Annotated in this window: 19 protein-coding genes; 9 read left to right on the plus strand and 10 right to left on the minus strand. The window is 70.8% G+C overall.

From position 1 onward, the window contains the following. The first annotated feature begins 27 nt into the window (after positions 1 to 27). The gene (locus tag SALPAC2_RS0104770; protein ID WP_018215503.1) at positions 28 to 726 is read left to right on the plus strand and encodes a thymidine kinase; all 699 of its coding nucleotides are present in this window, start codon (positions 28 to 30) and stop codon (positions 724 to 726) included. Positions 727 to 771: 45 nt separating this feature from the next. Here the strand turns inward: SALPAC2_RS0104770 and SALPAC2_RS0104775 are convergent, their stop codons facing one another. Next, positions 772 to 1,230, minus strand: a complete 459-nt coding sequence (locus SALPAC2_RS0104775) for an Rv0361 family membrane protein (RefSeq protein ID WP_018215504.1) — start codon at positions 1,228 to 1,230, stop codon at positions 772 to 774. An 82-nt stretch (positions 1,231 to 1,312) separates the two neighbouring features. Between SALPAC2_RS0104775 and SALPAC2_RS0104780 the strand changes: the two genes are divergently transcribed. The 4 genes from SALPAC2_RS0104780 to SALPAC2_RS0104795 all read left to right on the plus strand — a co-directional run bounded on the left by SALPAC2_RS0104780 (position 1,313) and on the right by SALPAC2_RS0104795 (position 5,424). Further along, positions 1,313 to 2,317 carry a Gfo/Idh/MocA family oxidoreductase gene (locus tag SALPAC2_RS0104780; protein ID WP_026184433.1) on the plus strand — a complete coding sequence of 335 codons (1,005 nt, stop codon included), beginning with the start codon at positions 1,313 to 1,315 and terminating at the stop codon, positions 2,315 to 2,317. A gap of 87 nt (positions 2,318 to 2,404) precedes the next feature. Then, complete coding sequence (locus tag SALPAC2_RS0104785; protein WP_018215506.1) at positions 2,405 to 3,571, plus strand: 3-dehydroquinate synthase family protein; 1,167 nt, start codon at positions 2,405 to 2,407, stop codon at positions 3,569 to 3,571. Next, entirely contained in the window at positions 3,568 to 4,479 is a 912-nt protein-coding gene (locus SALPAC2_RS0104790) for a sugar phosphate isomerase/epimerase family protein (RefSeq protein ID WP_018215507.1), read from the plus strand. Before SALPAC2_RS0104785 ends, SALPAC2_RS0104790 begins: the two co-directional genes overlap by 4 nt. Before the next feature lie 12 nt (positions 4,480 to 4,491). Further along, complete coding sequence (locus tag SALPAC2_RS0104795) at positions 4,492 to 5,424, plus strand: LLM class F420-dependent oxidoreductase (protein ID WP_018215508.1); 933 nt, start codon at positions 4,492 to 4,494, stop codon at positions 5,422 to 5,424. 23 nt (positions 5,425 to 5,447) lie between these two features. On the opposite strand, the gene SALPAC2_RS0104800 is transcribed toward SALPAC2_RS0104795, so the two are convergent. From SALPAC2_RS0104800 to SALPAC2_RS0104815, 4 genes are all read right to left on the minus strand, one after another. Beyond that, positions 5,448 to 6,446, minus strand: a complete 999-nt coding sequence (locus tag SALPAC2_RS0104800; RefSeq protein ID WP_018215509.1) for a tyrosine-type recombinase/integrase — start codon at positions 6,444 to 6,446, stop codon at positions 5,448 to 5,450. A gap of 13 nt (positions 6,447 to 6,459) precedes the next feature. Beyond that, entirely contained in the window at positions 6,460 to 7,431 is a 972-nt protein-coding gene (locus SALPAC2_RS0104805; protein ID WP_018215510.1) for a hypothetical protein, read from the minus strand. A gap of 198 nt (positions 7,432 to 7,629) precedes the next feature. Beyond that, positions 7,630 to 8,802, minus strand: coding sequence for an MFS transporter (locus SALPAC2_RS0104810; RefSeq protein ID WP_018215511.1), 1,173 nt, complete (start codon positions 8,800 to 8,802; stop codon positions 7,630 to 7,632). Between the two features lie 166 nt (positions 8,803 to 8,968). After that, entirely contained in the window at positions 8,969 to 9,421 is a 453-nt protein-coding gene (locus SALPAC2_RS0104815; RefSeq protein WP_026184434.1) for a MarR family winged helix-turn-helix transcriptional regulator, read from the minus strand. 100 nt (positions 9,422 to 9,521) lie between these two features. Here SALPAC2_RS0104815 and SALPAC2_RS0104820 point away from each other — a divergent pair, with 100 nt between their 5' ends. Then, entirely contained in the window at positions 9,522 to 10,574 is a 1,053-nt protein-coding gene (locus SALPAC2_RS0104820) for a bifunctional NAD(P)H-dependent oxidoreductase/GNAT family N-acetyltransferase (protein WP_026184435.1), read from the plus strand. Between the two features lie 99 nt (positions 10,575 to 10,673). Here the strand turns inward: SALPAC2_RS0104820 and SALPAC2_RS0104825 are convergent, their stop codons facing one another. Continuing rightward, positions 10,674 to 10,997: a GYD domain-containing protein gene (locus SALPAC2_RS0104825; RefSeq protein ID WP_018215514.1), complete on the minus strand. Its 324-nt coding sequence runs from the start codon at positions 10,995 to 10,997 to the stop codon at positions 10,674 to 10,676. Between the two features lie 170 nt (positions 10,998 to 11,167). On the opposite strand from SALPAC2_RS0104825, the gene SALPAC2_RS0104830 reads away from it, so the two are divergent. After that, positions 11,168 to 11,779, plus strand: coding sequence for a TetR/AcrR family transcriptional regulator (locus SALPAC2_RS0104830; protein ID WP_033661791.1), 612 nt, complete (start codon positions 11,168 to 11,170; stop codon positions 11,777 to 11,779). On the opposite strand, the gene SALPAC2_RS0104835 is transcribed toward SALPAC2_RS0104830, so the two are convergent. From SALPAC2_RS0104835 to SALPAC2_RS0104850, 4 genes are read right to left on the minus strand one after another with little or no spacing between them, the layout of a single operon-like run. Further along, the gene (locus SALPAC2_RS0104835; protein ID WP_018215516.1) at positions 11,731 to 13,029 is read right to left on the minus strand and encodes a glycosyltransferase 87 family protein; all 1,299 of its coding nucleotides are present in this window, start codon (positions 13,027 to 13,029) and stop codon (positions 11,731 to 11,733) included. The genes SALPAC2_RS0104830 and SALPAC2_RS0104835 overlap by 49 nt on opposite strands. Beyond that, positions 13,026 to 13,721 carry a class I SAM-dependent methyltransferase gene (locus SALPAC2_RS0104840; protein ID WP_018215517.1) on the minus strand — a complete coding sequence of 232 codons (696 nt, stop codon included), beginning with the start codon at positions 13,719 to 13,721 and terminating at the stop codon, positions 13,026 to 13,028. Before SALPAC2_RS0104840 ends, SALPAC2_RS0104835 begins: the two co-directional genes overlap by 4 nt. Beyond that, entirely contained in the window at positions 13,721 to 14,440 is a 720-nt protein-coding gene (locus SALPAC2_RS0104845) for a polysaccharide deacetylase family protein (RefSeq protein WP_026184437.1), read from the minus strand. Before SALPAC2_RS0104845 ends, SALPAC2_RS0104840 begins: the two co-directional genes overlap by 1 nt. Continuing rightward, entirely contained in the window at positions 14,437 to 15,450 is a 1,014-nt protein-coding gene (locus SALPAC2_RS0104850) for a glycosyltransferase (protein ID WP_026184438.1), read from the minus strand. The genes SALPAC2_RS0104845 and SALPAC2_RS0104850 overlap by 4 nt, the downstream gene beginning before the upstream one ends. 343 nt (positions 15,451 to 15,793) lie before the next feature. Between SALPAC2_RS0104850 and SALPAC2_RS0104855 the strand changes: the two genes are divergently transcribed. Both SALPAC2_RS0104855 and SALPAC2_RS0104860 read left to right on the plus strand, forming a co-directional pair. After that, positions 15,794 to 17,110, plus strand: coding sequence for an aspartate aminotransferase family protein (locus SALPAC2_RS0104855; protein WP_080636992.1), 1,317 nt, complete (start codon positions 15,794 to 15,796; stop codon positions 17,108 to 17,110). Beyond that, positions 17,104 to 18,138: an NAD-dependent epimerase/dehydratase family protein gene (locus tag SALPAC2_RS0104860; protein ID WP_018215521.1), complete on the plus strand. Its 1,035-nt coding sequence runs from the start codon at positions 17,104 to 17,106 to the stop codon at positions 18,136 to 18,138. Before SALPAC2_RS0104855 ends, SALPAC2_RS0104860 begins: the two co-directional genes overlap by 7 nt. The last annotated feature ends 6 nt before the right edge of the window (positions 18,139 to 18,144 follow it).

The following is an 18,144-nucleotide window of genomic DNA, read 5'->3' on the forward strand; positions in this document are numbered from 1 at the left end:
GGGGTTGATGGGCTAGGCTGCCGGACCGTGACCGACCGCATCCCCGCCGATTCCACCCACCGCTCCCCCGCGTCCGGGCCGTCCGGGTCCGCCGGCACGCAGGGGCGGCCGTTGCACGCCGCGGCGCTGCGGTTCTACTGGGGTCCGATGGACTGCGGCAAGTCCACCATGGCGTTGCAGATGAACTACAACCACGCCCGGCAGGGGCGGCGGGGCCTGGTCACCACCCGCATCGACCGGTCGTTGGGCCCGCGGGTGACCACCCGCGTCGGGCTGGCGCACGAGGCGGTGGAGGTCACTGCCGAACTGGACCTGCGCGCGCTGGTCCGCAGCCGGCGGGCCGAGGGGGCCGGGGTCGACTACCTGATCTGCGACGAGGCCAGTTTCTACCAGGTCGAGCAGGTGGAGCAGCTGGCCGAGTTGGTTGACGCCGACGATGTTGACGTCTACGCGTTCGGCCTGGCGACCGACTTCCGGTCCCGGATGTTCCCGGCGGCGCGGCGGCTGTTCGAGTTGGCGGACTCGGTGGCCCGGATCCAGGTGGAGGTGCTCTGCTGGTGTGGGCGGGAGGGGCTGCTCAACGCCCGCGTGGTCAACGGTCGGGTGGCGCGGGAGGGCGCGCAGGTGGTTGTCGGCGACACGGCCGAGACCGCCCAGGTGCGTTACCAGGTGCTCTGCCGGCGCCACCACCGTGCCGGCGAGTTGGGGCCGGCCACGTCCGGCTGACCGGATTCGTCCCGGGGGCCGGTGGGTCCTCCCCGGGCCGGTGGGTCAGTACGGGTCGCCGCAGACCCGCCAGCCGCCGTCCTCGGTGATGATGGAGAGATCCCGCTGTTCGGTGGTGCCGCTGTCGCGGGTCAGCCGTACGGTGACGGTGCCCTGTGGTCGACCGCGGCGGCTGGTGACCGCGACGTCGACGATCTCGTAGGTCGCTACGGTCGGCGGGGTTCGTACCCAGCTACTGAAGCCGATCTTGCTCCAGCGGCTGCGGGAGTCGGCGCAGAGCTTCTCGTAGGCGGCGGCGGTGTCCCCGGTGGTGAGCTGTCGCAGGAAGCCGTCGGCGGTGAGCCGTACCGGCCCGGCGGCGCGGGTCACCGCCTGCAGGTTCCAGGCGGCCAGCCCGGCGACACCAACACAGCAGAGCAGGACCATCGTGCCCGCGACGACCAGGCCGGTCCGGAGCGGCCGTCGCGGCTGCGACGGCCGAATCCACGGCGGCTCGGCGTTCACACCCTGCGACGGTAGCGACCTGCCGCCGGGCGATGGTGCGGAATACCGCGACGCACAGCGGAAGTATTTCCATAATTACGGTATGCGTATTGCCGTTGTCGGGGTGGGCCGGATGGGTGCCATCCACGCCGCCAATCTTCGCCGCCACGCCGACGTCACCTCGTTGGTGGTCGCCGACGCCGACCGGCAGCGTGCCCAGGAGTTGGCGCGCCGCCTCGATGCCAGCGCGGCGGACTCGGTTGACGAGGTCTTCACCTCCTCGACGGAGGCGGTCGTCATCGCCGCCAACACCGCCGCGCACGCCGAGTTGATCCGGCAGGCGGCCCGGGCGGGTCTGCCCATTTTTTGCGAGAAGCCCGTCGCGGCGGACCTGTCCGAGTCGATACAGACCGTGCACGAGGTGCAGGCCGAGGGCGTGACGTTGCAGATCGGCCTGATGCGCCGGTTCGACGCGGGCTTTCAAGCCGGCCGGGCGTTGGTACGGTCCGGACGACTCGGTCGGTTGCACACCATTCGGTCTATTGGCGCGGAGCCCGATCCTCCACCGGCCACCTACCTGTCGGCCTCGGGTGGCATCTTCTGGGACGCGCTGATCCACGACTTCGACCTGCTGCGGTGGATCACCGGCCGGGAGGTCGCCGAGGTGTACGCGTGTGGCTCGGACGCCGGGCCGCAGATCTTCGCCGAGTTGGGGGAACTCGACACCGCGATGGCGCTGCTGACGATGGACGACGGGACGCTCGCCGCCGCCACCGCGGGCCGGTGCAACGGGGCCGGCTACGACGTGCGGATGGAGGTGTGCGGGGATGCGGACACCATCGCTATCGGGCTCGACCGGCACACCCCATTGACCTCCGTCGAGCCGGAGGCCACGTTCCCGTCGGCGGATCCCGTACAGAATTTCCTGGACCGTTTCGCGCCAGCGTTCGAGGCGGAGATCGATGCCTTTCTCCAGGTTGCCCGTGGGGATCTGGAGAACCCGTGTGACGGGCAGGAGGCGGTGGAGGCGCTACGGGTAGCGGAGGCGTGCTGGCGGTCGCAGCGAGAGCGGCGACCGGTTCGGATGACGGAGATCGGCGGTTTCTGAGGCGGTCACGGTCGGCGTGGCCTGTCGGCCCCGGGGTGCCGCTGCGGGCGGGTGGCATGGTTTGGGGCCCGGCGGGAACCAGGGTTCATGCCCCGATCCTGGAAGTGGGAGGCGCAGGTTACCCGGCCCGTCGAGTGGCGGACCGCACTGCACGACGGGTTGCTGGAGCTCACGCCGCGCAGCGACCCGGAGCTCTTCGGTGATCTGAACCACTCCCGGCGACGCTTCGTGGCCGTCGACGAGAATGCGTGGGGGTTGTACCAGAAGGAGATCATCTCGCTGCTGGACCGCTATCGACTCGAGTGGAACAATCCGCCCAGCCTGTTGCCGGGGGGTGAGGACGCCAAAACCCGCGACAGCGCGAACCGGATCTCCGATGAGATGAACGCCTTCGGCGTCGCCCGATTCGGCGAACCGCCGATCGCAATCGGCGGCGGTGTGCTGCACGACGTGTTCGGTCTGGTGGCGGGCGAATACCGGCGGGGCGTGTCGTGGGACTTCATCGGCACGACGCTCGTGTCCGCCATCGATTCGATGTTCGCCCTGAAGTGTGGCGTGAGCGCGGGATGGAAGAACCGGGCCGGTCTGTACCATCCCGCGCGGTCCTCGATGACCGATGCCCGTTTCTTCCAGACGTTGCCGCCGCACCAGATCCGGGATGGCTTCGCGGAGATCATCAAGATCGCTGTCGCTGGAGACTGTGCCCTGTTCCGGCTCCTCGAGGAGCATGGACCGCGGGTCGCCGAGGAGCGCTTCCGCAGTTACGACGGCCCTTCCGAGGAGATCCTCCGCCGGTCGATCTCGTGGATGCTGCGGGAGTTGAAACGCAACCCGTTCGAGCGCGAGACGGCCCGGGCCAGCTACCTCGGGCACAACATCTCGCCAGGGCTTGAGCCCACCGTGACCCACGGCCACGCGGTGGCGTTGGACATCGCCTGGACCAGCATGATCGGCTGGCGGCGGGGGCTGATCGGGCGTTTTGTCCGCGACCGGATCCTGCGCCTGATCCGCTCATTCGGCCTGGACGTGTGGCATCCCGCGATGGCCGACACGGACCTGCTGGTGGCCGCTCTGTCCGACGCCGTCCGACACCGTGGTGGCCAGCAGCTCATCCCGACGCCGGACCGCGTGGGCCGGGTGACATACCTGGGGGATGTCACGACCGACGAACTGCGGCGCGCCGTCGAGGACCAACACCAGTGGGAATCCGGCGACCTGCGGTCGGATGCCGCGAAGGACGGTGGTCGGCGATGAGTCCATCGGACCGTCTGGACCACCGGATCCGGGTTGGTTCGTCCCCAGACTCCTGGGGGGTGTGGTACGCGAACGACCCACGGCAGGTTCCCTGGCCACGTTTCCTGGACGAGGTGGCCCGGGCCGGATTCGAGTGGATCGAACTCGGCCCGTACGGGTATCTGCCGACCGACCCGACCCGGCTCGCCGGCGAAACCGCCCTCCGTGGCCTGCGGGTCGCTGCGGCGACCCTCTCGACGTCCCTGCACCGGGGTCACAGCGGCTGGCAGGAGACCTGGCCCCGGGTGGCGATGACCGCAGCGCTCGTACGGGCGGTGGGCGGGACCTGCATCGTGATCATGCCGGGCTACTGGCGAGACCCGTGGACTGGCGAGCCGACCGAGGAGCCGCACCTCACGGCGGCACAGTGGCGGGACCTCACCGTGTTGACCAACCGACTAGCCCGACAGGTCCGTGACTCCTTCGGGTTACGCGTCATGCTCCACCCGCACGCCTACACCCACATCGACAACGAGCCGGCGGTTACCCGTTTCCTCGACGCGACGGACCCGGACCTGGTCTCCCTCTGCCTGGACGTGGGGCACTACACCTATTGCGGCGGAGACAGCGTGAAGCTGCTCGACACCTGTGGCGAGCGCGTCGGCCACCTGCACCTCAAGCAGGTCGACCCCGCGGTGCTCGCCGACGTTGTCGCCAAGGACGAGCCGTTCGGTACCGCGGTGACCCGGGGGGTGTGGTGCGAGCCGCCGAACGGGCTCCCCGCGCTGGAGCCGGTGTTGGCCGCCGCGCGACGACTCGACACCGACATGTTCGCCATCGTCGAGCAGGACCTGTACCCCTGCCCCGCCGACAAGCCGTTCCCGATCGCGGAACGAACCCGCCGACTCCTGCGCTCCTACGGGGTGTGATGGGATCAACACATGCAGTGCCATGTGTTCACCAATCCGCAGCAGGGGGCGAGCTACGACGAGATCGCCGCCACCGCCAGGGCGGTGGAGCAGCTCGGGCTCGACGGTTTCTTCCGCTCGGATCACTTCCTGGCGATGGAAGGTGCCGCGGGACTGCCCGGTCCCACGGACACCTGGGTGACCCTGGGCGCGCTGGCCCGGGAGACCCGACGCATCCGACTCGGGTCGTTGATGACCTCGGCGACGTTCCGGCAGCCGGGGTTGTTGGCGGTCACGGTCGCCCAGGTCGACCAGATGAGCAACGGGCGGGTCGACTTCGGTTTCGGAACCGGATGGCACGAGCCGGAACACCGCGCCTATGGTGTCCCCTACCCCGCCCTCGGCGAACGGTTCGACCGCTTCGAGGAGCAGTTGGACATCGTCACCGGCCTGTGGGGCACCCCGCCGGGCGAGCTGTTCACCCATCCCGGGCGGTACTACCAGTTGACCGACGCGCCGGGGTTGCCGAAGCCTGCCCAGCAGCGCCCTCCGATCATCATCGGCGGCACCGGACCGACGAGGACACCGCGCCTGGCGGCCCGCTACGCCGACGAGTTCAACTTTGCCTTCCCGACCCTGACGGAGATCGCGGAGCAGGGCGCGCGGGTGGACGCGGCCTGCGAGCAGGCCGGTCGGGTGCCGTCGAGTCTTCGCCGCTCGGCTGTTGTCCTGCTCGTCTGCGGCCGGGACTCCGCCGAGGTGGCTCGGCGCGCGGAACCGGTCGGTGGGCTGTTCACCGCGCAGATGATGGAGCACGGGCTGGTCGGTTCCCCGACGCAGGTGGTCGACCGGATCGGGGAGTTGGCCGCGGCGGGCATCAGTCGGCTCTATCTGCAGACCCCACACCAGTTCGACGTTGATCACCTGGCGTACTTCAGCCACCACATCCTGCCGCAGCTGGACTGACCGGTGCCGCCGGCCCCGGAGGGTCAGCCGCGGCGCCGGGACCGGGCCGCCCAGATCGCGTACGCCGGGTCCCGGTCGAGGTTGTGCCGGTCGCGGTCATAGCGGCGGGTGGTACGCGGGTCGGCGTGCCCCATCGCGTCCTGCACGTCTTCCAACGGCACGCCCTCGGCGCGGGCGGTGGTGGCGAAGGAGTGCCGCAGCGAGTGCGGTGACAGCCGCGCCCACCCCGGGATGCCGGCCGCCCGGGCGAGCCGGCGGACCAGCCGGAACACGGAGTGCCGGTCCAGCCGGGCTCCGGTCGAGGTCACCAGCAGCGCACCGGTCAAGAGGTGCACCGGCACACCGGCGGCGCTGGCGCGCAGCGCCAGGTAGTCGTGCACCGCCGCCGAGGCGCTGGGGGTGAGGGCCCGCCGCCGGGCCTGGCCGCCCTTACCGGTGAAGCGGACACTGTGGTGGCCACGCTCGGCGCCCAGGTCCCCGACGTCCAACGACACCAGTTCGCCGACCCGCAGCCCGAGGTCGACTAGGAGCGCCACGGCGACCCGGTTACGGGCAGCGGTCGGGCCGGTGGCGCGGTCGGCGACGGTGAGTAGCGCGTTGACCTCCTCGGGGGTAAGCCCGATGGTCGCCGAGTGGTCGCGGTCAACGTGGGGACGATCCGCTCCGGTCACCGGGTTGGTCTCGACGGCCCGCAGCTTGACCAGGAAGTCGTACCAGCTGGACAGGGCGGAGAGTTTACGGGCGACCGTGGCGGGCGTGAGGGGCTTGCCGCTGCGGGCGTTCGGCGTCGATTCCAACCACCGCGCGTACGCGTTGACATGCAGGAATTGTGCCCGCAGCGGGTCGGCGGCGACGTCGGCGCACCAGCCGAGCCAGCCGGCGACGTCCCGCCGGTAGGCGGCCCGGGTGTGTGCGCTGAGCCGGCGGTTGGCCAGCCACGCCTCGGTGAAGTCAGCCGCGCCGGCCGGCAGCGCCGGCGTTGGTATCGCGCGGCGCCGCACCGGGACCTCGGAGGAGAGCATGTCCGAAAGGTTCTCAGGATGGGATGGCTAACGGTCGGAGGCGCGCCCGCAGGAGCGCTGCGGTCACCGCCGCGAGGGTGAGCGCGGCGACCGCGGCGAACGCGGTCATGCTCGCCAGGTCGGGGTGCAGGACTGACTGGCCCCGGCTGGCCTGCCAGCTGAGCACCGCGAACACCCCGGTACCGCCGACGGCGGCCGCGCCGACGAGGTCGGCGCGGGTCCGCTCGTCGCGCAACCAGGGACGGCGGGCCGCTGCGGCGCCCAGGGCCACGGTGAGCAACAGCAGCCCCTGGATGGCGTGCATTCCCACGAAGTGCGGAACCCGCAGATCCCCACCGGTCGTACTCCACCGGGTGACCGGCATGCCGTTGCCGTCGGGGTCGCCGATGCCGTGCGCGCCGATCAGGGACACCTGCTGCCCGTTGGCGTCGGCCACCACCCGCGGGGCCTGCCCCGAGCTGCTCAGCCACAGGGCCACGACCATGCTGGCGACCGCCAGGCCCAGCCCGGCGCGCAGCGCCCGGGTCAGCGCGCGGTCACCGACGCGCTGGACCAACAGCAGGATCGCCACGAAGAAGGTGGTCAGCAGCAGCGGCATGATGCCGACGGAGAACAACGCCTGTACCGTGCGGGCCACCGGGTCGGTGTTGTCGTTGAAGTGGCTGAAGGTGCCGTTGGCGGCGGCGTAGACGATGGCCCCGACATCCAGCACCCCGGCGAACGCGAAGATCGTACCGAGCCACCAGCCGAGGCGTCGGCCCCGGCGGAGCTTGCCGAGCAGCCACGCCAACACGAGGGCGTGCACGCCCATGGCGAACCCGAACTTCAACGGTTTCAGCCAGACCGGCTCACCGACGAGCTGCCGGTCGTCAAGCAGCAGGCCCCCGACGGAGACCAGGGCGACGGTGAACATGAAGACCGCGTTCGCGAGCAGCGGCCGGTGCCACTCGGTCTGCACACGGTGCGGTGCGGTGATCGTACTCATGCCTCGCTCCGTCCGCCGGTGCGCACCCGGCCCGATGCCGGATGCGCTTTTGAGCGTCCTCGAACGCGAAGCGCCGCACCATCCCGCAGGCCACCAGCCGGGCCGGGGGTTAACCCCCCCTTCTGCGGACCCGGTCCTGGCGTGGTCACCGCGGCTGGTTTGACCGGGGCCGGCGGGGAGCCGGTTCGGGCGGCAGCGTCACCGAGGGCGGGTACGGGTCAACACGCGGACCAGGATCAGCATCGCGGTGGCCTGCGCGGCGGCGACCGCGGCGAAGAGCCCGCCCCGAGCAGAGTCGTACAGGGCGCCGGCGGCGACACCGCCGACGAGCGCACCGGCGGCCTGGATGGCGGCGAAAATGCCGTACGCGGTGGCCCGGCGGGTCCGGGGCACAAGGTCGGCCACGAAGGCCTTGACCGTCGAGTCCTGCACCCCCAGCGCGGCGCCCCACACCAGGACCCCGCCAGCGGCCACCGCCAGGCCGGACGTGAACGCCAACGGGGGCACCAGGGCTACCAGAATGGGCAGGACCAGCAGGACCCGGGCTCCGATGCGGTCGTAGGCCGCACCGGTGGCCAGCGCGGCCACGGCCGCCGCTGCCATCGCCGCCGCGTACAGCAGCGGCACCCCCGCCGCCGGCACCAGACCGGTCTGTGCCAGGTGGAACCCGATCAACCCGAAGGTCATCAGCCCCGCGGTGCACAGGGCGCAGGCCACCGCGAACCATCCGAAGGACGCTGGCAGCGAGGCATGCTGGGCGGGGTCATCGCGTTCGTCCCGGGCGCCGACGGCAGCGTCACGCGGGTGCGCGATACCGGCGCGGCGGTGCAGGAGCAGCAGCAGGACCATCGCCAGCGCTCCCGGCACCGCCAACCCGGCCAGCCCCGGCCACAGGAGTCCACCGGCGGCGGTGGTGAGTGCCGCCAGCAGCAGCGGGCCGGCGAACGCCCCGACCTGGTCCAGGGCCTTGTGTACGCCCATCCCGCGGCCCATCCCCACCGCGCCGGCGGCGTCGGCCAGCAGCACCGACTTCGCCGGTGACCGCACGGCCTTTCCCAGCCGTTCCACCACGATCAGCACCGCGGCCGCCACCAGCCCCGCGGCACCCAACCGCGGGGTCACCGCCAGCAGCGGCACGCACACCGCCGTCAACGCGTACCCGACGGTGGTCAACGTCCAGTAGCGGCGGGTCCGGTCGGCCAGCGGCCCCGACACCAGCCGCAGCGCCAGCGCGGCCGCCTCACCGGCACCAGTGATCACACCGACGATCAGTGCGGAGGCACCCAACGAGGCCAGGAGCGGCCCATACACCGACCGGGCGCCCTCGTACACCATGTCGGCGGCCAGGCTCACCACTCCGAAGCCGACCACCGCCCGCCACGGCGACCATCGCAACGCCCGTCGATCGTCGGAGTCTGCCGGAGCGCGCGGCGTCGACCCGGAGTCCGTGGTTAGCACAGCCTCACCTAATCGGAGTTCGGGCTATGCGGTCAAACCGAGATCGCATGGACGCCTGGGTGGGGTCACCGACCGATTGTCACGTCACCGGGCGGTCTTCGCTGGCCTGGGGCTCTTCCAACCTGCGGGCGATCTGTTCGATAGCGATGAGGTCTGCGGGGGTGAGCCGGTCGATGAAGTGGCGTCGTACCGACTCGACGTGGGCCGGTGCGGCGTCTTCGAGCACCGCTAGCCCCTGTGCGGTGAGCACCAGGAAGCAGCCTCGGCCGTCGTTCGGGTCGGGTGTGCGTTTCAGGAGACCACGCGCCGCCATCCGGGTGGCGTGCCGGGATAGCCGGCTGCGTGACCAGCCCATCTTGTCGGCCTGCTCCCCCAGGGTGCTGGTGTGGCCGGGTCGTTCCGACAGGGTGCTCAGTACTTCGTAGTCAGGTTCGGAGAGCCCGATCGCGGCTAGGTCGCGCGCCGTGCCGGCTTGGACGGCGACCGTGATGCGCAGGAACGCCCGCCAGGCGCGTTCCTGGTCCGGGTTCAACCAGCGTACGGCGTCGATCGACGGATTCGTTGACATGTAATCAATCTAGCATCTACACTTCGTTTCCATGTTAACTAAATCGGTTCGTGTTCTTCTGCTGATCTGCAGCACCCGCCCAGGTGCTCTCGGTCCCCACGTGGGCCAGTGGCTGGCCGAAACGATCTCCCCACGCGCCGCGGAGCTCGGCGTCGAGCTGATGCCGGTGGCCCTCGGCGATTTGAACCTGCCGTTTCTTGACGAGGAGGAACACCCCTCGTCGGGCATCTACCAGCATGAGCACACGCGGCGGTGGAGCTCGATCGTTGACCATGCGGATGGATTCATCGCGATCACGCCGGAGTACAACTACGGGATGCCGGCGACCCTGAAGAACGCGCTGGACTATCTTCGCCGCGAGTGGGCGTGGAAGCCGATCGGTTTCGTCAGCTACGGCAACACGTCGGCGGGCACCCGATCGGTTCAGCACGCCAAGCAGGTGGTGACCACGCTGCGTCTGGTTCCGTTGGGTGCCACGGTCGCGATCCGTCTCACTGACGCAATGACGGATGGACGACTACTACCCGACGCGGCTCGCGACCGGGCGGGCCTCGGCCTACTGGACGAACTGGTCCGGGTCGCAAACGCCCTGCGGCCGCTGCGTGAACACGCACGAGTCGACAGCCGATCCGGACCGCTGCCAGGGTCCTACGTCAGACGGCTGAGCGGCGACGACGCACCTGAGGCGACGGTACTGCAGCGCTGCTGCTGGGTGGACGAGGCCCTCACCAACGAGACCATGGACATACCCGCCTTACACGAGTCGCCAGCACAGGTACGCGAATGGCTCGCGGCGTGGCACACCACAGGTCTGTGGCGTGACGGCCGCCTCCTGGGGATGGTGCGCGCCCGCAGCCTCGACACCGACTGGCACGTAGGCCGGCTCGCCGTCGTGCCCGACCTACGCGGCCAAGGGCTGGGCCGGTGGCTGCTGCGTACCGCCGAGGCCGACGCCGCCTCCGATTGCAATCGCATCCTCCTAGCGACCGGAGCCAAGAGCCTGCGGAATATCGACTTTTACCGCAGCGAGGGGTACCACTCGGAAACGCTCGCCAGCCCAGACGGAACCACCGGTCTCAGCAAGGACCTGACCCACCCGCGCGCACGCCGCACCTGAGGTCAGGGCGGGTTCCCGCGTTGGTCAACCAGGTAGCTGCTGCCACCACCACCTTCGCCAGCGGAGCCGGGGGGGCGAGGCCGGGTGTGCTGCCCGGCCTCACTCCGACCGGCCGGGCGCCTGGTAGGTGACCGGGAGCCTCACTGCCTCGTCGATTTCCTCCGGAGTCAACAGCGGCACCATGATGGTCTCCCCGCCGCCGGCCGCGCGGACGGCGATGCTGAGCGCGGCCGCGACCACGTTGTCCCGCAGGTCACACAAGATGTACAGGTCGTGCTCGCCGTACGAGAAGTACAGCGACTCCATCTGTCCGCCGGAGTTCTCGATAAGTGCCCGGACCACCTCAGCCCGCCGCGTCCCTCCTTCCTTGCCCAGTCCGCTGACGCCCTGGGTGGTGTAGGTCGCTATCGCCAAAAACTTCACTACGCTGGCACCACCTTTCACCGTCGCTGCTACTCGCGCTGCCTTCGCCCTGTACCCGCAATCCGTCCGGCCACGCCTCGCCGCCACGCGGCGAGACCGCATGGCCGGACGGCGCGGGCGTCGGGAGGTCAACCGGTGTGCACAGCACCCGGGTTGTTACCGTGGTGAACATGTATGTACCCGAGGATCGCACCGCGAAGGCGATCATTCGGGATGCCGCCCTGGAGCTGTTCGGCGGGCAGTGGCCGGCGGCGGCCTCGCTCAAGCAGGTGGCGGAGCGGGCACAGGTCTCCCAGTCGCTGATCATCAAACACTACGGGTCCCGCGACGGCCTAGTCGCCGCGGTGGACACCCACGTGCTGGGCCTGCTGGGCAACGCGTTGGAGGCGCTCGCCGACACCGACGGAGCCGGTACGCCCCACCGCTTCCTCGCCTCGGCCGACACGCTCCGGGCGCCGGCCACCACCCGCTACCTCGCGCACCTGCTCATCGGCGACACCGCCCGCTCGGTTGAGGCGTACCGCCGGGTGCAGGAGTTCACCGACTCGCTGGTACGCCGCATGGCCGAGGCGGGTGCCGTCGCCGGGGACACCGACCGGGCGCAGCTGTCGGTCGTACTCCTGGCCCACGAGCTGTCGATCATTTTGTTGCGGGACCGCATCGCCGACGTGCTCGGCGCGGACCCGGTGGGCCGCGACGGCCTCCGGCGCTGGTGGGACACGATCGACCAGCTCTACTCGGGTACGGCGGTCCGGAAGCCGTCCGGCCAACCCGGGGCGTAACGCCGGCTGGGCTCACGGCGTGCGGCGTTCCGCCGGAGCAGCCAACCGGCGAGCAGGACCAGCCCGGCGAGCGCGATCAACACGTACAGGTTGCTGTACACCAGGCCGAGGCCGGTGAAGTGCAGGTCCCAGCCGCCCGGCGCGGCCAGCACCCAGCTGGTACTGGCCACCAGCGCGAGCCAGACCGCGCCGAGCGCGGCGGCCCCGAGACGGTGACCGTGCCGGCGGCAGCGGTCGGCGAGCAGCACCAGCGCGGGCACCCACCAAACCCAGTGGTGGTGCCAGGAGACCGGGGAGACCAGCAGCCCGGTGCCGGCGCACGCCAGCACCGCGACCAGCTGATCCGCGACGCGCGCACACCGGACGGCGAGGGCCGTACCTGCTGCGGCGACCACCGCCGCGGTCACCGCCCACACCCAGGCCAGGTCGGGCGTGTCGGCAATTCGGGCGAGAGCGCCGGCCAGCGATTGGTTCAGGATCGTACGGGGATCACCGGTGACCCGGGCCGTGTCGAGCAGGCCACCGCCGAAGAACCAGGCCGAGTCCGTTGGTCGCCAGGCGAACCCGACGCCGATGGTTGCCACGAACACTGCCGTGGCCGTGGCCGCCGCCCGTATCCGGCCGGTGAACAGCAGGAAACCCACGAAGATCAGCGGGGTGAGTTTGAGTCCGGCTGCCACCCCGATGCCGATCCCGCACCACCGGCTGGTGCGGCCCGGTACCAGGTCGTAGAGCACCATCCACATGAGGAAGAGGCCGACCTGCCCTGCCTGCAGATGACCGGTGACGGGGAAGAGCGGCAGCACGGCGAGCACCGCCAGTAGCGTCGCAACTGGCCGGCGACCGGGTGCGACGCTACTGGCGTCGAGGGTCAGCCGGACGACCGCCACCAGCGCGGCCACCGACGCGGCCGTCCAGAGCCCCACGGCCACATCGGCGGGGACGGCGGCCAGTGGTCGCAGCAGCAGGGCGGCGAACGGCGGATAGGTGAACCCCAGCTCGATGCCGTCCGCGCCCCGGTAGGAGACCTGGTACAGGTTGCCGTCCCCAGCGGCCACGGCGGCGGCGCCGGTGCGATAGGCGGCCAGGTCTCCCCAGAACCGCCCGGTGCTGCGGTGCACCAGCGCCGCCGCCGCGGCCAGCAGGGCGACGATTCCCACCAGCGTCGCCCTCGACGCCAGCGCGACCACCGGCGGGGTGGCCTGCGGCGACCGGGAGAGCTCGGAACCGGCGGTCGGGGCGTTGCTCACCGCCGTTCCCCCGCCGGCGACCCGGTGGCCTCGCCCGCCGTGCGCGACCCGCTGGCCTCGCCCGCCTGCTGGCCCGCTGGCGCCGGGCCGAGCACGAACGTGCCCCCGGCCGGCGCTCCGTCGCGGAGCTGGGTTTTCTCCTCGTGCACGGTCAGCCCGCAGCCCCGGATCCGGTCGGCCAGGGCGGCGTGCGCGCCGCCGCTGTCGTACAGCCAGACGATGAGGACACCACCGGGGGCGAGCGCGCGGGCCATCCGGTGCAGCAGCGCGATGGCCTGCTCGGCCGGAAAGTAGTAGAGCACCTCCCGCAGCAGGATCACGTCGTACGCCTCGGTGGCCTGGTAGGTGAGCACGTCGGCGACCTGGAACGAGCTGCGCGGGCGGCGCAGCGACCGGGCGCGACGCAGGGCGGTCCGGCTGATGTCGACGCCGTGGTAGTGCCGGTAGCCGGCCGGTGGCAGCGCCAGATTCACTGTGGAGCCGCAGCCGAGGTCGAGGATCCGGGGTCGCGGCACCCACCGGTGGATGAGCTGCACGGTGGCGTGGTCGCCGGCCCGGTCCAGGTAGTTCCACCGGCCCAGGGCGTACTGCGTCTCCCAGAGCAGCGCGTTGAGCCGCGGGTATGGGCGGATCAGCACCGCCAGCGGCCAGTGCAGTACGCGGGCGACGGCCCGCACCACGGCGCTGCCCATCAGCTTCGCCCCGGGTAGCTCGGGCGCCCCGGACCCGGTGCGGCCGGCACCGGGACGAAGCGTAGCCCGCGTCGCTGTAGCCGGGGGATCACCGCCGCTAGCGCGATCACGGTCTGCTGGCGGTCGCCGCCGCCGTCGTGGCACAGCAGGACATGGCCGGAGCGGCTGCGTGTCAACGTACGGGTGATGTGCGCTACACCCGGCTGCTTCCAGTCGCTGGAGTTGACCGTCCAGTCCACGGGGGTGAGCCCGGCCTGCGCCACCGTGTCGAGGACCCGGGGCGACCACCCGCCGCTGGGTGCCCGGAACAGGCGCGGCGCCTGGCCGACGGCGTCGGTGATCTGCTGCTGCGCCCGCTGGACCTCATCGTGTAGCCGCGCGGTGGGGAGCGCGGCGAAGGGCATCGGGTGATGCATCGAATGGTTGCCGATCTCGTGTCCGGCCGCGGCGATCCGCCGGGCCAGCCGGGGGTGCTGCGCCACCCGTGCGCCGATGAGGAAGAAGGTCGCCGGCACGCCGTACGCGTCCAGCAGGTCCAGCAGGGCCGGGGTCCAGCGGGGGTCGGGTCCGTCGTCCACGGTCAGGGCCACCGCGCCGGGTGCGACCCGGAACATCGGCCACCGCGGGCGGGCCCTCGCGCTGCTCGGCCAGAGCCGGTGGTAGGTCCGTACGCCGAGGAAGACCGCTTCCCAGGCCCGGCCCGGCAGTGCCGGGGTCACGAGTCGGCCCGCGCCGCCGCGGGACGGGACGGGCCGAAATCCCGATCGGTCAGGAACCGCACCCCACCCAGCGCCGCCCCGGCGATGATCGCCAGGTGCACCAGCAGGTGAGTGGCGAGGAAGAAGGCGAGAAACGCCGGACCGCGCCGGCGTAGCACGAACCGCGCCAGACCCGGGTCGGCCACGGCGAAGCCGAGCAGCGCGGCGGCGGGCAGGGCGAACAGGGCGGGCGCGAAGAGACCCGCCGGGAGGGTGCCGACGGCCAGCGCCGCGGCCAGCACGCCGGAGCCCCGGTTGGCCCGCAGGCCCGCCGGGCCGCGTTCCCGAACGGCCACCGGCACGAGCAGCTGGGAGCGGCCGAACTGTTTGCGCAGCATCGGCCACAACCGACTGTCGTCGTCGTGCCGACACGTCACCTCGGCGCTGAGCCAGATGCCGTGCCGGTCGGCCATCCGGTCGCTGAGTTCGACGTCCTCGGAGGCGCGCAGGTTCTCGTCGAAGCCGCCGACGTCGTCGAAGACCGTCCGGCGTACGGCGCAGAGCGCGAAGATGGCGGTACGGACCCGACCGGTGTTGCGGATGCGCCAGTAGTGGGCGTGCAGCAGGCGGTACGCCTCCACCGGACCGTCGTCGAACAGCGGCTCGGTCAGGTAGATGCCGTGTACGCAGTCGACGCCGGGAGTCTCGGTGAGCACCCGCAGCGCGTTGGCGAGCGCGTCCGGTGCCGGCGCGCAGTCGGCGTCCACGAAGAACACCACCTCGCCCCGGCTCGCCCGGATGCCCTGGTTTCGGGCCGCGGCTGGACCGCGGTTGACCGGGTTGGGCAGCAGCACAACGGCCGGGAACTCGCGGGCGATCCGCGGCGTCCAATCGGTGCTGGCATCGTCGACGACGATCACCTCGTGTGGCGGGTGGGACTGGGCGAAGACCGCGGACAGGCAGGCGCGCAGGGTCCGCTCGCTGTTGTAGGCGGGAATGACGACCGAGACGTTCGCAGGCACGAACACCACCTATGTCAAATGGCCAGGCGCCCGCCGGGACTCGTACGCGGACGCGGTGATGTTTTCGTGCACGGTAACGACGGGGCGAGTTTCGTACAAGCGCCCCAACGGGGTGCGCAGTCGGCCTGTGGTGTGGTTCCAGTCGTCGTCCAGTCGCAGTTCAGTGCCGCTCGAAATAATGTCCGGTGTCGCCGGGAGTGGTCGTTGTTGACGTGCCCCCAGGCCCGCGCCAGAACTGAAGAAGGGGGGGCGCATGACGGGGTTACTCAGCGTCGAGGACTGTGAGCGGCTTTCGGTGAAAGACGTACACGGTCTGTACCGTCGTTTTGTCAACCGAAGTCAGGTCGGCCTGATGACGTCGTTCGGCTTTGGCCGGGAACTGGTCGACCACGCCGAGGGCGCGTACCTGTATCTGCGCGACGGTCGCCGGGTGCTCGACCTCACCGGCGGGGTGGGCGTGCTCAACCACGGCCACAACCACCCGCGCCTGCTGGCGACCCGTCGCCAGTTCGCGCAGCGGCGCCGGATGGAGGTGCACAAGACCTATTTCTCCCCGTACGTGGCGGGGTTGGCGCACAACCTGGCCCAGGTGCTGCCGGGCGACCTGAACATGTCCTTCCTGCCGAACTCCGGGGCGGAGGCCGTCGAGGGCGCGGTGAAGCTGGCCTACAAATACCACGGCGGCCGGCGTAACACGATCCTGCACGCCGATATCAGCTTCCACGGCAAACTGCTGGGCTCCGGCAGCCTGACCGGCGCCGCGCAGAACCACTTCGCGTTTCCGGGGATTCCCGGGGTGGTCTCGTACACCTATGACGACCTGGAGTCGGTGCGCGCCGCTGTGGCGGCGCACCCCGATGACGTGTACGCCATTCTCGTCGAGCCGTTCAGCGCCTCCACCATGCGTTCGTGTTCCGCCGACTTCCTGCACGGGCTACGCGCGTTATGCAGCGAGCAGGACATCGTGCTGGTGTTCGACGAGATCTACACCGGCTGGGGAAAGACCGGCAGCATGTTCTACTTCATGCGCCATGCGGGGCTGTTACCGGATGTGGTGACCACGTCAAAGTCCTTCGGTGGCGGCAAGTCGTCGATATCCGCATATGTGGCCCGGGAGCCGGTGTTCCGGCAGGCCTACGACAACCCGGTCGACGCGCTCATGCACTCGACGTCGACCACCTACTACGGCTTCGGCGAGGAGTGCGCCACCGCCATCGAGGCGATCGCCATCGCCGTCGAGGACGACTACCCGGCCCGGGCGCGACGCATCGAGCAACTCCTCGGACCGGGCCTGCGGCGGATCGCCAAGCAGCACCCCGAGGCGGTGGCCGAGGTCACCGGTGCGGGGGCGCTGTGGGGGGTCTTCCTCGACGGCGGACCGAAGGTGCTGGACCTAGCCGCGAAGATCGCGCCAGCCGGCCTGGCCCGAGATCCGCGACTCCGCACCAAGGTGATCACCGCATCGGTGATCAACGCACTTTACCGGGAGCACGACATCTACACGTACTACACCCTCAACGGCGCCAGCCCGCTGGTGGTCGGACCGCCGCTGGTTGCCACCGACGACGACATCGAACACTTCCTCAACGCCCTCGACGCGGTCCTAGACCAGGGGCTCAACCGCCTCCTGCGCCGGTTTGTCGCGCAGAAGTTCGGCTCGCTGTGGTGATCGCGGTGACCGGCGCCGCCGGGATGCTCGGCTCGACCGTGGTGCAGCGGCTGACCGGCGCCGGATCCGCGGTGACCGGCGTGGACCTACGGGCGGCCCCCGACACACCGGGCTACCGGCACCTGGTCGGGGACATCCGCGACCCGGCGGTGCTGCGGGCCGCCTTCGACGACGCCGACGCGGTCGTGCACTGCGCCGCCGCGCTCCCCAGCTACCCGCCGGAGCAGATCCGGGCCATCGTGGTCGACGGCAGCCGGGCCGTGCTGGACGCCGCCCGGGCCGCCCGGGTGCCCCGGTTGGTCTACATCTCCTCCACCGCCGTGTACGGGCTGCCCACCCAGGTGCCGACACCGGAGCAGCACCCCTACGCGCCGGTTGACGCGTACAGCACCGCCAAGGCCGACGCGGAGCGACTCGCGGTGGGCTACCGCGAGCACGGACTGATCCTGCCGGTACTGCGACCGAAAACCTTCCTGGGCCCCGGCCGGATGGGACTGTTCGCAATGCTGTTCCAGTGGGCGCACGAGGGGCGCAACTTCCCGGTGCTCGGCGACGGCTCAGTGCGCATCCAGATGCTGCACGTCGCGGACCTCGTGGACGCCGTCGAAACGGTGCTGCGGGTGCCCGCCGAGGCCGCCAACGACACGTACAACATCGCGGCGGCGACGTTCGGCACGCTCCGCGAGGACTTCCAGGCGGTGCTCGACGCCGCCGGACACGGCAAACGGGTGATCGGTCTGCCAGCCCGTCCGGCCCGGGCCGCGCTCGCGCTCCTCGAACGCAGCGGCCTCTCGCCGGTCTACGGGCGGCTGCTGCACAAGCTCATGGCCGACTCCTACGTCGACATCGACCGGGCCCGGCAACGCCTCGGCTTCCACCCGCGACACAGCAACCAGGACGCGGTACTGGAGACCTTCCGGTGGTGGCGCGGCCAGCAAGCCACCACCACCGCCACGACGGCCAGCGGACCGACCAGCCGTGACCCGTGGCGGCAGGGCGTACTCGCCGCCGCCCGGGTCTTCTTCTAACGCAGG

The organism is Salinispora vitiensis (assembly GCF_000378825.1).
Classification (GTDB): domain Bacteria; phylum Actinomycetota; class Actinomycetes; order Mycobacteriales; family Micromonosporaceae; genus Micromonospora; species Micromonospora vitiensis.

Bases quoted from the DNA above. Each gene is read 5' to 3' on its own strand.
- SALPAC2_RS0104780 (WP_026184433.1), top strand. From the start codon at position 1,313: ATGCGTATTGCCGTTGTCGGGGTGGGCCGGATGGGTGCCATCCACGCC.
- SALPAC2_RS0104790 (WP_018215507.1), top strand. From the start codon at position 3,568: ATGAGTCCATCGGACCGTCTGGACCACCGGATCCGGGTTGGTTCGTCC.
- SALPAC2_RS0104840 (WP_018215517.1), bottom strand. From the start codon at position 13,721: ATGGGCAGCGCCGTGGTGCGGGCCGTCGCCCGCGTACTGCACTGGCCG.
- SALPAC2_RS0104805 (WP_018215510.1), bottom strand. From the start codon at position 7,431: ATGAGTACGATCACCGCACCGCACCGTGTGCAGACCGAGTGGCACCGG.
- SALPAC2_RS0104785 (WP_018215506.1), top strand. From the start codon at position 2,405: ATGCCCCGATCCTGGAAGTGGGAGGCGCAGGTTACCCGGCCCGTCGAG.
- SALPAC2_RS0104830 (WP_033661791.1), top strand. From the start codon at position 11,168: ATGTATGTACCCGAGGATCGCACCGCGAAGGCGATCATTCGGGATGCC.
- SALPAC2_RS0104800 (WP_018215509.1), bottom strand. From the start codon at position 6,446: ATGCTCTCCTCCGAGGTCCCGGTGCGGCGCCGCGCGATACCAACGCCG.
- SALPAC2_RS0104855 (WP_080636992.1), top strand. From the start codon at position 15,794: ATGACGTCGTTCGGCTTTGGCCGGGAACTGGTCGACCACGCCGAGGGC.
- SALPAC2_RS0104795 (WP_018215508.1), top strand. From the start codon at position 4,492: ATGCAGTGCCATGTGTTCACCAATCCGCAGCAGGGGGCGAGCTACGAC.